This window comes from Pseudomonas sp. 15C, assembly GCF_055484735.1.
In genome coordinates, this window is record NZ_JBUDGD010000001.1 from 226,332 (window position 1) to 239,659 (window position 13,328).

Annotated in this window: 8 protein-coding genes; 4 read left to right on the plus strand and 4 right to left on the minus strand. The window is 62.3% G+C overall.

The window, feature by feature from the left end:
• From ACYYKW_RS01085 to ACYYKW_RS01100, 4 genes are read right to left on the minus strand one after another with little or no spacing between them, the layout of a single operon-like run.
• Entirely contained in the window at window positions 1-4,575 is a 4,575-nt protein-coding gene (locus ACYYKW_RS01085) for an alpha-2-macroglobulin family protein (RefSeq protein WP_464989217.1), read from the minus strand.
• Complete coding sequence (locus tag ACYYKW_RS01090; protein ID WP_464989218.1) at window positions 4,572-5,237, minus strand: DUF1175 domain-containing protein; 666 nt, start codon at window positions 5,235-5,237, stop codon at window positions 4,572-4,574. The genes ACYYKW_RS01085 and ACYYKW_RS01090 overlap by 4 nt, the downstream gene beginning before the upstream one ends.
• Window positions 5,222-6,934, minus strand: coding sequence for a DUF2138 domain-containing protein (locus ACYYKW_RS01095; RefSeq protein ID WP_464989219.1), 1,713 nt, complete (start codon window positions 6,932-6,934; stop codon window positions 5,222-5,224). The genes ACYYKW_RS01090 and ACYYKW_RS01095 overlap by 16 nt, the downstream gene beginning before the upstream one ends.
• 35 nt (window positions 6,935-6,969) lie before the next feature.
• On the minus strand, window positions 6,970-7,764 hold the full coding sequence (locus tag ACYYKW_RS01100; protein ID WP_464989220.1) for a YfaP family protein: 795 nt from the start codon (window positions 7,762-7,764) through the stop codon (window positions 6,970-6,972).
• 350 nt (window positions 7,765-8,114) lie between these two features.
• On the opposite strand from ACYYKW_RS01100, the gene ACYYKW_RS01105 reads away from it, so the two are divergent.
• The 4 genes from ACYYKW_RS01105 to ACYYKW_RS01120 all read left to right on the plus strand — a co-directional run bounded on the left by ACYYKW_RS01105 (window position 8,115) and on the right by ACYYKW_RS01120 (window position 13,279).
• Window positions 8,115-8,357, plus strand: a complete 243-nt coding sequence (locus ACYYKW_RS01105) for an exodeoxyribonuclease VII small subunit (protein ID WP_003228627.1) — start codon at window positions 8,115-8,117, stop codon at window positions 8,355-8,357.
• Complete coding sequence (ispA, locus tag ACYYKW_RS01110; protein WP_464989221.1) at window positions 8,354-9,241, plus strand: (2E,6E)-farnesyl diphosphate synthase; 888 nt, start codon at window positions 8,354-8,356, stop codon at window positions 9,239-9,241. The genes ACYYKW_RS01105 and ispA overlap by 4 nt, the downstream gene beginning before the upstream one ends.
• Before the next feature lie 90 nt (window positions 9,242-9,331).
• Window positions 9,332-11,230: a 1-deoxy-D-xylulose-5-phosphate synthase gene (gene dxs, locus ACYYKW_RS01115; RefSeq protein ID WP_464989244.1), complete on the plus strand. Its 1,899-nt coding sequence runs from the start codon at window positions 9,332-9,334 to the stop codon at window positions 11,228-11,230.
• A 165-nt stretch (window positions 11,231-11,395) separates the two neighbouring features.
• Window positions 11,396-13,279: a TonB-dependent receptor domain-containing protein gene (locus ACYYKW_RS01120; protein ID WP_464989222.1), complete on the plus strand. Its 1,884-nt coding sequence runs from the start codon at window positions 11,396-11,398 to the stop codon at window positions 13,277-13,279.
• The last annotated feature ends 49 nt before the right edge of the window (window positions 13,280-13,328 follow it).

Sequence of the window (13,328 nt, forward strand, 5' to 3'; positions counted from 1 at the left end):
TCAGTTGACCGTGACCTGGCCGAGCGCGGCTTTGGTTTCCTGAGCCTGATGCTGCGGCGCGTAGACCTGCTTGAACCGCACCGGTGGCAGGTTGAACTGGCCTTTTTGCGAGAAGCGCACCAGATGGCGCAGGCGCAATTCACCGCTCAGCGCATCCACCGGCACCGCGTAGGCCAGTTGTCCCGGCTCGAAACGGGCCTTTTCCAGCGCGGTCGGTTCGCTGCCGTCCTTGCCCTGCAACTTGATGCCCCAAGTGGTGCGCTCGACATCGGCGCCCGGCGGCAGCGGCACTTCGAGCATGCCGTAGCGCAGCGGTTTCGGCGCTTTGCTGGTGAGGATCACTTCGTCCAGATACAGGCTGTCGCTGGACAACGCTTTGCTGCCGACCGGCTCAAGTTTGAAGGTGAACGCTTCGTCGCCCGGCACCAGTCGCGATAGACGACGAGTGATGGTCACCGCCATCGGATCGACCGCCGGCTGTTGGGTCTGGAAACTCAGCGCCGCACGCAGCGGACGCTCTTGTGTGCCGGAGACGCTCAACACGCTTGGCACCGGCGTCGGGCCTTGCCAGGTCCAGTACATCTCGCCGCTCGCGCCGTAGTGTTTCTTCCAGCCTTCGCCCGGTGTCAGGGCTATGGTCGGCGACGCCTGGGCGATGCTGCGTTGCAGCCAGGTCAGCGCCAGCGCCCGTTCGAGGGTCGATTGCTGTGGCAGCAGACGTTGCAGCAGCACTGTCGCACGGCTCTGATCGAACGGTTGCAGCGACAGGTTCAGCGCTTCGACGAACGGCTGCGAGCTGACCGCCAGACGTTGTTGTGCCGCAGACACTTGACCATTGAACGCTTGCGGCAAAGTCACTTTCGCCTGCGTGGCCAGCGAGGCAGCCAATACCCGCGCCGCCGCCAGACCGAGCGCCGAATCCGGATCGTTCATCACCAGACTGTCTTCGCCATCGTCCATCACGGTTTCGGCACTGCCCTCACCGGCCTTGGCCAGATCGTCGATCAAACCGCTGAGCAGCGTGTTCACCGGCAGGTGCATCTGTTTGGCGAACGACAGAATCAGCGCCCGTTGCAGCAGCGGCGTATTCGGCGCTTGCTTGGCGTAGACCTCCAGCACCCGCTGCCAATGCTCCGGCGGCAAGGTCAGCTCGAGCACCTGACTGGCGTTCCAGTCGGCGTAGTAAGCGTAGGCCGTCAGAAATGCATCCGGCTCGCCGTCATAGCCCCACCAGGTGAAGCTCGCCGACGGCCCGGCCATTTGCACCAGACGCAGGCGGCTGTTCTGCATGATCAGGCGCAAGCGATCACGTATCTGCGGGTTCGACGCCAGCGAGGGATAAGCGATGCTCAGCGGCAGCAACCGGCTGGCCGTCTGCTCGACGCCGCCGTACGGGTAGCTGAGCAGATCATCCAGGGCGGAACGGAACAGCGCTTGCGGACTGTCATCCAGACGCAGGCGAATATCCGTGGCATCGGTCGGCAGACTCAACGGCGTATCGCCGCTGGCAACCTCGAGACTTTGCGTTTGCGTCACCTGCCAGCCATCACCGGTTGCACTCAGGCGCACCGCCAAGGCGTCAGCGGTTTTACCGTCCTGCACCAGCTCCGCCGTCCACTCACCGGAAGCCAGGGAGAATGCCGGGATCGGCAGGTAGTTGATGCCATTGTTCAATGTCACCGGCAGACGCTGCTCTGCGCCGGCATAACGAGTGACCAGTTCAGCCTTGAGCGGTTTTTCGGCTTGGCTGAACGCGAACACCCCCAGTTGCGGCTGATCGCCCTTGCGGAATTTGCTCGGCCCGCTCCACTTCAGGTACAGCGGTTTTTCCGAACGGACGAACTGCTTCTTCTGCCCGACCTGACCGTCATCGGCGATCGCGCGCGCAGTGATGCGCCAGCGGGTCAGCGAGTCCGGCATCTTGAAGGTGAAGCGGGTTTTGCCGTCGGCACCGGTCAGCAGTTCCGGCTGCCAGGCGGCGGTGTCGACGTCTTCACGACGCGGCCGCTCCAGCACTTTCACCCCGCGTTCGCTGCGGTTGGCCTTGCCCGGAGCGCCGGGGCTGCCGGGCAACGCGACGTCGTAACTGATGAACGACAGGCTGGCACTGGTGCGCACGTTATTGCGGCGCGGGTGATAGAAGAACTGGTCGATGGTCGGCGCGACTTCCGGTTGCAGCGCGTAGATCATTTCATCGACAACGCTGACCGTCAGGTGCGCCGGTACTGCCTTGCCGGCGAATTGCGTGGTCAGGTCAACCGTGACCGTATCGCCCGGCAGGTACACCGCTTTGTCGGTGCTGATCGCCACGTCGATCTGCGGCGCGACCACTTTGATCCCGGCGTTCTGAAAGCTGTACTGGCCGCCCTTGGTGTAGAGCACGGAGAAGGTCAGGTTCGGCGCAAAGTTATCCTTCACCGGGATGCGCGCGCGGTATTGAGTGTCGCTGAGCTTTTCCAGTTTCAGCCAGTCAGCGCCCTTGGCCAACAGCGCGGTGGCTTCGACCTTGTCGCGTTCCAGCGACAGCAATGCATCGCTGACCGGCTCGGGGAAGGTGATCAGCGCCAGCGCTTCATCGCCGGCCCTGTATTCAGCCTTGTCGAGGACGATCTCGACGGTACCCGGCACGGCTTTGACGCCGTCGCCAGTCACCGAATGGCCAGTGGCGCCGAGGACGCGACCGTGCTGATCCTTCAGCGTCAGGTTGTAGGTGCCCGGACGTTCGAACGCGAGGCTGAAGCCTTTGTCGGTGGCGGCGAGTTTGCCTTCGCCGGTGCTCTGGTCCTCGAGACGCACCCAGCCATAGCTGCTTGGCGTCACCGCTTTGCTCGGCTCGCTGCCGCCCTCGTTGGCATAGTTGAACGCGACCTTGTCGCCGGCCGCGCTGAAGCGTTGCGGCGCGCTCAACCGGAAGCTGGCGGCGCCACGGTCGATAAGGATTTCCTTGGTGGTCTTGACCCGATACGCCGCGCCATCGCTGGCGAATACGGTGAGCATGTAGCGGCTCGGTTTGTCGGCGGCTGGCAGGTCTAGAGTCGCATTGCCTTTGCTGTCGGTGGTCAGTTCAGCGCTGGTCAATTCCACCGGGAATTGCCCGAGGTATTGCAGTTCATTGTCGACCATCGACAACTGCTGGGCGCGCAGGCTCAAGCTCAGCCTGGCGTTGGCCACCGGTTTTCCGTCCGGATAGAGCAACACCAGACTGCCTTTGACCGGCTCGCCGGTGCGGTAGTCCTGCTTGGCCAGATTCAGGGAAATCTCGAAGTGCGGCTTGATGTATTCGGCGACGCGAAAGGCGCTGCTGTAGGCCTGATCCTTGTAGTTGAAACGGATCTCGTAACCACCGGCCACGGCGTTGTCCGGCAACTGGAAACGGCCCTGAGTACCGGCCTTCGAATCAAGTTTGAGGTCGAGGTGTTGCAACTCCGTACCGGTCGCGTCGAGCACGCTAACGCTGACATCCGCCGCCCCCGGCAATACCGAATCGCGGGCGTTCTTGAATTCGCGACCGACGATTTTCAGCGACACCCAGTCGCCAGGGCGATACAGCGGCCGGTCGGTAAAGGCATACAGTTTGGTGTCGTAGATTTCGCTGTCGTAGTAGAAGTTTTCCGAGACGAACACGCCGCCCTCTTCGTCTTCGCCGATGACGAACGAACGCTCGGGGCTCACGTGTTTCAGGCGCAGCAAACCGTCGCTGTCGGTCGCGCCGCTGCTCATCACGCCGAGGCCGTCGGTCCACAGGACATTGACCTTCGGCACCGAGCTGCCTTCGTGTTTGCGTGCAGCCCAGACCAGCAGTTCGTCACCGGCAATCTTGCTCACCGCCACGGTGTTGGAAACGAAGACCATGGTCGTCGCGCGGTACTTGCCGATCAGCGCTTCGACCAGGTACAGGCCCGGTTTCAGCTGACCCAACGGAATGTAAACGTTGCCCGGCGCGACACTGACGAAATCACTGGAAGAGCCGGCCAGGTCGACCCCGGCCGGTGGCTGAATCGGCTTGGCCTGCCACAGCGGATAGCGGAACTGACTGACCACCGGCAGGCCCGGAATCAGCGCAAATTGCGGCTGCGCGTCGTACGGCGTCGGCGCGGCCATGGCGTCGCCCATTTTCAGTTCCGGCACTTCTTCGGTGACCTGTTTGCGCGACTCGTAGGAGAACGCGCGCTGCATCACCCGACGGGATTTGCGGTACCAGTTGTCCCATAGATACGCGAGGGTGTTGGACAGGCCTTCGCCCTTGAACTGGCCGTCACTGACCACCCGGTGCAGGTTCTTCTGACGCTTGAGAAAATCCAGCGGTTTGTCGATGCGGTACACACGAATGTCGGCGCCACCATACGGCTCCATGCGAAAACGCCGGTAATCACGACCGGGCGCCTCGAGGCGCACCATGGCCTGTTCGTCGCTGGCGAAACTGCTGTCGGCAAGCAGAAAGAAGCTTTCGCCGGCCACCGGTGTGTAGCCGCTGGGTTCGACCGAATCGTCAGCATTCACGCTCGCCAGTGGCAGCAACAGTGCGAGCAGCAGTGGAATTCGGGAGCAGAGTCGCAACATGCGGGCACCGGTCATTGGGAGAGAAAATTCAGTCGATAGACGCCGATGAAGTTGGGGTTGGCTGCGTCGGGTATCCATCGGGTGTCCTTCCATGTCATGAGTTGCTGCAGGCTTGCCGAACGCATGCCGTTGTCTGTGGGAGTGGTGATGCCGGTGTGATAGGCGATGTAGCGGCCCATCCAGATCATCAGGTGCTGGTCGTCGCCCTGATCGAAAAACATCAGGTCACCGGGGCGCGCCTGCGACACATCGCGGCTGACCAAGTGACTGTTGAACTGAATGAGTTTGATCGCGTTGACGTACGGCCCGACCTTGCCACCGCCCTGCTGCCACTGTTGCGCAAGCTTGCGTTGCTCGTCGCTGAGCGACAGTTCCGGCGGCAGGTAGCGATTGGACAGGCCATTGCTGCGCAGCCATTTGTCATCGTGGACCTTCAGCGCTTCGTTGGCGGCGAAGCGCACCAGCCCGGCACAATCCTGCTGATACCAGCGCGGGCTTGGGCCCTGGCTCAGTTGCTCTTGGGCAATGCGCACGAACCAGGCGCGGAACACCTGCGATTGCGCAGGGTCCAGCGCCGGGGCTTTTAAAGGTAGAGAGTCGACGGCGCAGGCGCCCGCGCTGAGCAACAGCGCGAGCAGGCCGAGGCTGCGGATCAATGTCGTCACAGCGCTTTCCATTCCAGCGGCAGCCACTGCCAGTGACCGTCCGGCTCACTGCCTTCGGGCAAGGTCAGGGCGTATTTGCCATAGCCGCCAAGGGTGCGCAGTTTCGGCAGCAGATAGGTTTGTGCGGCGTTGTAGAACACCGGCTCCATGTCCTGCGGCAGGCTGTCGAGAGTTTCCTGCTGCATCAGCTGGGCCATCGAATCCGGGCCGAAGTAGATCGGCATCAGCACGTCTTTGGGCAAAACGTCGGCCATCGGCGGGAAGCGTTTGTCGAGGGTGCCAAGGGCCTTGTCGAGCAGTTTGTCGTCCAGCGAAAACAGCAGCGTCGAGCCGTGTCGGGCGAGGCTGACTTTCATGAACGCCTTGCCGGATATCGCCTCCGGGGTTTGCGCAGTTTTCGCCGCATACGGACCGAAACTGGAGCTGACCTGGCGCTGCCAGACGTGGCTTTGGCCTTCCTGTTTCTCGACCACCGGGAATACGTTTTCCGCAACGTTGGGCTCGAACGCGCCGACCATCGAGCCGAACAGCTTGCCCAGATCGCCATCGAGCTTGCTGCTGTCTTCGTCTTTCAGACTGGCGACCAGCAGCGGCGTGTACAACCGTGAGTCGGCGTACCAGCACAGACCCGCCGCACCGGCGACGTGCTCGGTCAACGTCTGTGCCACGGCATCGTCGGCGCCGAGCTTGATCAGCAGCGGTTTCTGCGGTTCGGCTGCCACGGGCAAAGTTACGCAGGCGCTGGCGCCCAGCGGCATCGCCTGCCACACCGGTTTGAAATCGAAGTCCGGCTGGTTTTCCAGCTCGTCCATGGCCAGGTAGCTGTGCCAGCCTTTGTCGTCCATGTCGAAACGCAGCCCGGCAAAGTTCGGGATAAAGCGCTGATAGCCCATGGCAAGCACGCTGGAATTGACCGACAGCCGCTGCTTGGTTTCAGGGCTTTTCGCCGGCAGACCGAACGCTTCGGGAAAGAGTTTTTCGCCGTTGAGCAATGCCGCCAGCGCTTGCGAGGAAACGTGGCCGGATTCTTCAGACGCGCCGTTTTCCGGGTCGTAGTATTTGGCCGGGTTGGACAACACCACCAGTTTGTCGCCGCGCGAGGCGAACAACAGCGATTTGCTGGCGTTGTAGCTGAGCTGATAGAGCGGGACTTCGTCGCTGCTAACCTTGAGGTTGCCGATGACGCTGAGCTGGCTGTCATCCAGCGCGACTTTCGCCAGCGGCTCGAGCAGTTTCGCCAGCCCGCCGCGATCCATCACCAGCAGAAAATCCTTCAAGCGACCATCAGCGCCACGCCACAGCGCGACATCGGCCGGCTGATCGAAAAGCTCCTCGATCAGGCTGTCCTGCAATTTCAGATCATGCTCGTAGACGATCCGCCGCAGGCTGCCGATCAGGCCGAGGCGATCGGCGTGGGTTTCGTAATAGAAGACGAAATCCTCAGTCAGCGTGGCCTTGAGGAATGGCACCGTCAGCAGGTCTTTGGGCAACTGGCTCAGGGAGCGGGTTTCCAGCAACGCGTCCGGGCGACTGAGGCCGAGCTTGTCACTGGCCAGCTCGGCCGGCGGCGCCTTGGGCTTGAGCAGCAGCCAGCCGAAACCGCCCGCCACACCGGCGATCAGGCACAGCCCGAGCAACAGCAACGGCCAGCGCCGCGTAGGTATGGCCGCTGGCGTAGCGGCAGCCGGAGTAGCAGTGTTATCGCTCATGTGCACAACATCCGAGTTCATCCGTGGCGGGATGCTTAATAGTTGAAAGTCTTGACCAGCAGCAGATCACCGATTGCCCGCAGAGGCACGATGAAGGTTTCGCGTTTTTCGTCGACAGTGTTTTCGTTGAGCACCAGCGTGATTTGCGAGGTGATCACCTCGTTCTGGTTGCTGGTCTCCTCGAAGTTATAGCCGCCGTTGCCGTAGTTGCCCCAATAGTTGACGTAAACCAGATAGGCGCCGTGCAGCGGCGCGGTCATGGTGAACATCTCCGGGCCCGGCCCGTCGACGCCATCCGGGTCGAGACCGCCGCCATTGCTCAGCGCCGGCCGTGCCCAGAACGCATGCTGACCATCGGGGGTGACAATATGCAGATCGAGTTCGGCTTTCGGATCGTCCCAGCCCAGGACAAGACGAATCCGCGCCGGCGTGCGCAGATTATTGGCTTCATAAAATTGCACGCGCTTGAGCGACTGGCCTTCGGCACTGATCACCTCGACACTGTTGGAACCGGCGCCGAACGCATACGGCCGGGCGAAGCGGCCTTGGTCGTCGGTGTACAGGTTGAGTGGATTGCCATTCACTGCGAGGCTATGCGGCGGACGCATATGGCCGAGGGCCTTGAGCTGGCCCTGAATCATTGTGCGATTGCGTTGAATGCCGCGATCGATCGGCGGCGTCGGGTAGGCGACCTGCGGGTTTTCCGTGCGATCGAGCAAGCCGTGATAGCGCCAGCCACCCACCGGTTCCGACAATTCAGCGCTCGGCGCGGCCGCCCACAGCCCCGGCGCACAGGCCAGGCCGATCAGCAGCAACAGAAATGAACGCATGTGACGCCTCCTGCCATGCCCCAACGAAACCTTGCACCCGATCCTCGGCGCTTCACAGCGGTGAACTGCGTTTCGTCTGATGAACCCGCGAATGCGGGTCGTCGAAGGCGCGAAGATTAGCGATTCGGCGGTTTTTTAACAATCGGATACATGTGCTTTTGCTGTAGGAAGTGAGCTGTTTGTGGGTCGTGAGCCGAATAGCGCGATTATTCGGCTCACAAAATGAGCCGAATAATCCTCAGCCCTTTTACATCGTCACTGGAACCTTGAGCGTAGACGCCGCTCATTTGCCCATACCCCCCCTATCTGCTAGTGTCGCGCCGGTTTAACGTCTACCGGAAATTGCCGCCATGGCCCGCAAAAAAGCTGCACTGGATTTCGAACAGTCCCTCGCCGACCTGCAAACGCTGGTCGAGCGTCTGGAGAACGGGGAATTGTCGCTGGAAGACTCGCTGACCGCTTTCGAGCAGGGCATCGGTCTGACCCGTGATTGCCAGGCAGCGCTGGCGCAGGCCGAGCAGAAGGTGCAAGTGCTGCTGGAGCGCGATGGCGAACTCGCCGAGGAACCCTTCGACGCGGAACAGCCAGAATGATTGCAGCGTATTCGGCGACCAGCCAGGGCCGGGTCAACGCGGCGCTGGAGAGCCTGTTCAATGCGCCGCTGCCGGAGCTGGCGCGACTCTACGAAGCCATGCGCTACAGCGTGATGAACGGCGGCAAACGCGTACGCCCGTTGCTGGCTTACGCCGCGTGCGAAGCGCTCGGCGGCAAGGCCGAGCAAGCCAACGGCGCGGCCTGCGCGGTGGAGCTGATCCACGCGTATTCGCTGGTGCACGACGATTTGCCGGCGATGGACGACGATGATTTGCGTCGCGGCCAACCCACCACTCACAAGAAATTCGATGAAGCCTGCGCGATTCTCGCCGGCGACGGTTTGCAGAGTCTGGCATTCAGCGCCCTGCTCGACCCGCGCCTGAGCAATTGCAGCAGCGACATTCGCCTGCAAATGGTCACCGCGCTGGCGCAGGCTGCGGGCCCGGCGGGTATGGTCGGGGGCCAGGCCATCGACCTTGGCTCGGTGGGCTTGAAACTCGATCAGAAAGCCCTTGAACAGATGCATCGGCACAAGACCGGCGCGCTGATCGAAGTCAGCGTGCGCCTGGGCGCCCTCGCCAGCGGCCGGGCCGAGGCGGACGAACTGAAATCCCTGCAGACTTACGCACAGGCCATCGGTCTGGCGTTTCAGGTCCAGGACGACATTCTCGACGTCGAAAGCGATACCGCGACCCTCGGCAAACGCCAGGGCGCCGACATCGCCCGCGACAAGCCGACCTACCCGGCGCTGCTCGGCCTCGACGCGGCCAAAGTCTATGCGCTGGAGCTGCGTGATCAGGCGCTGCACGCCCTGCGACCGTTTGACGCGGCGGCCGAGCCGTTGCGCGAGCTGGCCCGGTATATCGTCGAGCGGCGCAACTGACGGCGAATCGGCCAAAAAAGACCAACGCGTGGGCAGGGGCCGATGCATCAGGTAAACTGCCGCATCTTCTATACCTATAACGATTCGCTGATGCCCACGACGTTTCATGAGATTCCCCGCAAGCGCCCGACCACGCCCCTGCTCGACCGCGCGAACACGCCGGACGGCCTGCGCCGGTTAGGCGAAGCCGAGCTGGAAACCCTGGCCGATGAGTTGCGCCTGGAACTGCTCTATACGGTCGGCCAGACCGGTGGGCATTTCGGTGCCGGCCTGGGCGTGATCGAGCTGACCATCGCGCTGCATTACGTCTTCGACACGCCGGACGACCGTTTGCTGTGGGACGTCGGCCATCAGGCGTATCCGCACAAGATCCTCACCGGCCGTCGCGAGCGCATGGCCAGCCTGCGCCAGAAGGACGGCATCGCCGCGTTCCCGCGCCGCTCCGAAAGCGAATACGACACCTTTGGCGTCGGCCACTCCAGCACTTCGATCAGCGCCGCGCTGGGCATGGCGATTGCCGCCCGCCTGCAGGACAGCGATCGCAAGGCCATCGCGGTGATCGGCGATGGCGCGTTGACCGCCGGCATGGCTTTCGAGGCGCTGAACCACGCGCCGGAAGTCAACGCCAACATGCTGGTGATCCTCAACGACAACGACATGTCGATCTCGCGCAACGTCGGCGGGCTGTCGAATTATCTGGCGAAGATCCTTTCCAGCCGCACTTACGCCAGCATGCGCGAAGGCAGCAAGAAAGTCCTCTCGCGCCTGCCGGGCGCCTGGGAAATCGCCCGTCGCACCGAAGAATACGCCAAAGGCATGCTGGTTCCCGGCACGCTGTTCGAAGAGCTGGGCTGGAACTACATTGGCCCGATCGACGGCCACGACTTGCCGACCCTGATCGCCACGCTGCGCAACATGCGTGACCTCAAAGGCCCGCAGTTCCTGCACATCGTCACCAAGAAAGGCAAAGGCTTCGCCCCGGCGGAAGTCGACCCGATCGGTTACCACGCCATCACCAAACTCGAGCCGCTGGACGCGCCGGCTGCTGCGCCGAAAGCCGCCAGCGGGCCGAAGTACTCGGCGGTGTTCGGCGAGTGGCTGTGCGACATGGCCGCCAGCGACCCGCGTCTGGTCGGGATTACCCCGGCGATGAAGGAAGGCTCGGATCTGGTGGCATTCAGCGAGCGTTTCCCGCTGCGCTACTTCGACGTGGCGATTGCCGAGCAACACGCGGTGACGTTCGCCGCCGGCATGGCCTGCGAAGGCGCAAAACCGGTGGTGGCGATTTACTCGACGTTCCTGCAGCGCGGTTACGACCAGCTGGTGCATGACGTCGCGGTACAGAACCTCGACGTGCTGTTCGCCATCGACCGCGCCGGTCTGGTGGGCGAAGACGGCCCGACCCACGCCGGCAGCTTCGACCTGTCGTACCTGCGCTGCATCCCGGGCATGCTGATCATGACGCCGAGCGACGAAAACGAACTGCGCAAGATGCTCACCACCGGTCACCTGTTCAACGGCCCGGCGGCAGTGCGTTACCCGCGCGGCAGCGGCCCGAATGCGACCATCGAGAAAGACCTTGAACCGATCGAAATCGGCAAAGGCATCGTCCGCCGCCAGGGCAGCAAAGTCGCCCTGCTGGTGTTCGGCGTGCAACTGGCCGAAGCGTTGAAAGTCGCCGAGAAGCTTGATGCTACGGTGGTCGACATGCGCTTCGTCAAACCGCTGGACGAATCCCTGGTTCGCGAGATCGCGGCCACCCACGAGCTGCTGGTGACTATCGAAGAAAACGCGATCATGGGCGGCGCCGGTGGCGCGGTCAGCGAATTCCTCGCGCGCGAGAACATCCTCAAGTCGATGCTGCACCTGGGCTTGCCGGATATCTATGTCGAGCACGCGAAGCCTGCACAGATGCTGGCCGAATGCGGCCTGGATGAAGCCGGGATCGAAGCGTCGATTCGTCAGCGCCTGGCGCTGCTCGACCGCTAACTCGCTGGACACACAATACCTGTGGGAGCGGGCTTGCCCGCGAAGGCGTCGGCACAGTCAACCTCGATGTTGAATGTACCGGCGTCTTCGCGGGCAAGCCCGCTCCCACAGTGTTTTGTGGAAGCATAAAGTTTGTGTACATCTGCAATTTCTCACGGACCACCGATGAACCTCTCGCGCCTCGCCCTGCCCTTTTTCCTGCTGCCGACCGCCAACACCTTCGCCGATACCTTCGAACGCGACCAGGCCCTGAAGCTGCCCGACACGCTGATCAGCGCCAACCGCCAGGTCGAAGCGCGCAACGACAGCAGCGCCGCCAATACCGTGTTCACCCGCGAAGACATCGACCGCCTGCAACCGAGCGACGTGCCGGACCTGCTGCGCCGCGTGCCGGGCGTGCAAGTGGCGCAGACTGGCGGGCGCGGCAGTCTGCCGGGCGTTTACATCCGGGGCACGCAGTCGGCGCAGAGTCTGGTGCTGGTCGATGGCCAACGCATCGGCAATTCCACGTCCGGTGACAGCAATCTGCAGCATTTGAATATCGAACAGATCGAGCGCGTCGAAGTGCTGCGCGGCTCACGCTCGGTGATTTATGGCAGCGATGCGATTGGCGGGGTGATCCAGATCTTCACCCGCCGCGGCACCGGCCAAGGCTTGCAGCCACGGCTGCACATGGGCTTCGGTAGCAACCAGAGCTGGGAGCGCAGCCTCGGCTTGTCCGGGGGCGACGACAAAACCCGCTTCAACCTTGGCGCCAGCCTCGATGAAAGCGCCGGCATCGACCGCACTCACGACTCATACCCGAGTGACGGCGATCACGACGCCTACCGCAACCAATCCACCAGCCTGAGCCTCAGCCATGCGCTGACTGACGACATCGAAGTCGGCGCCAATCTGCTGGATAATCGTGGCAAAAGCGAATTCGACAATCCGTTCGGCCGCTTCGACCCGGTTACGTTCGAGTCTCTGCAGCAACAGCCCTACAGCGATTTCAACGTCAGCAGCCTCAACAGTTACATCGACGCGCAGATCACTGAAATCTGGAAAACCCGCGTCGAGTTCGGCCACAGCGAAAACCGCGAAAAAACCTTCGACAAGCTCAGCGACGAGCGCTCGGTGTTCAACACTTACCGTGATTCGCTGAACTGGCAGAACGACCTGACCCTCGATGCTCGCAACAGCCTGATTCTCGGCGGCGACTGGTACGAAGACCGCATCAATAGCAGCACCGCGTTCGACGAGGACAGCCGCTGGAATCGCGCCGCGTTTATCCAGCACCGCTACCAGGGCGACAGCTTTTCCACCGAGTTGGGCCTGCGCCACGACGACAATCAGCAGTTCGGGGGCCAGAACACCTGGAGCGGCACGTTCACCCTGCCGCTTAACCCGGACAACGACCTGTTACTGAGCTACAGCGAAGGCTTCCGCGCACCGACTTTCAATGATCTGTATTACCCGGATTTCAGCAACACTGATTTGAAACCGGAAACCTCGAAAAGCTATGAGCTGCAATGGCGCAGCCAGTTGAGCGACAGCAGCCGCCTCGAGACGTCGATCTATCGCACCGATCTGGAAGACGCGATTATTTTCGGCAGCAATTCACGCCCGGAAAATGTCGCTTCGGCACGGATCATTGGCTTTGAAGCGGCGCTCAAGCAGGACCTGTTCGGCTGGCAAAGCAATCTGGGCGTTTCGATCATCGACCCGCGTGACCGCGACAGCGGGCACACCCTGGCGCGCCGTGCGCGGCGGACACTGAGCTGGGATCTGGATCGGCAGTTCGACCGCTTGAGCCTGGGCGCGAGCTGGCAGGCGGTGAGCAGCAGTTATGACGATCGCGACAACCAGCAATCACTGGGTGGCTATGCGCTGTTCGGCTTGCGCAGCAGTTGGGCTTTGAATCGCGAGATCAAGTTGGACTTGAAGGTCGACAACCTTTTCGACAAGGGTTACAGCCGGGCCAATTACAGTTATGACGGCAGCCAGTATGGGTATCGCGAAGAGGGTCGGGTGTGGATGTTTGGGGTGAGCTGGACGCCGGAGCTCTGATCCTTTTTTGGTGGTTTGCGGGCCTCTTCGCGAGCCTGCTCGCGAATGC

Bases quoted from the DNA above. Each gene is read 5' to 3' on its own strand.
- ACYYKW_RS01085 (WP_464989217.1), bottom strand. From the start codon at position 4,575: ATGACCGGTGCCCGCATGTTGCGACTCTGCTCCCGAATTCCACTGCTG.
- ACYYKW_RS01090 (WP_464989218.1), bottom strand. From the start codon at position 5,237: ATGGAAAGCGCTGTGACGACATTGATCCGCAGCCTCGGCCTGCTCGCG.
- ACYYKW_RS01095 (WP_464989219.1), bottom strand. From the start codon at position 6,934: ATGAGCGATAACACTGCTACTCCGGCTGCCGCTACGCCAGCGGCCATA.
- ACYYKW_RS01100 (WP_464989220.1), bottom strand. From the start codon at position 7,764: ATGCGTTCATTTCTGTTGCTGCTGATCGGCCTGGCCTGTGCGCCGGGG.
- ACYYKW_RS01105 (WP_003228627.1), top strand. From the start codon at position 8,115: ATGGCCCGCAAAAAAGCTGCACTGGATTTCGAACAGTCCCTCGCCGAC.
- ispA (WP_464989221.1), top strand. From the start codon at position 8,354: ATGATTGCAGCGTATTCGGCGACCAGCCAGGGCCGGGTCAACGCGGCG.
- dxs (WP_464989244.1), top strand. From the start codon at position 9,332: ATGCCCACGACGTTTCATGAGATTCCCCGCAAGCGCCCGACCACGCCC.
- ACYYKW_RS01120 (WP_464989222.1), top strand. From the start codon at position 11,396: ATGAACCTCTCGCGCCTCGCCCTGCCCTTTTTCCTGCTGCCGACCGCC.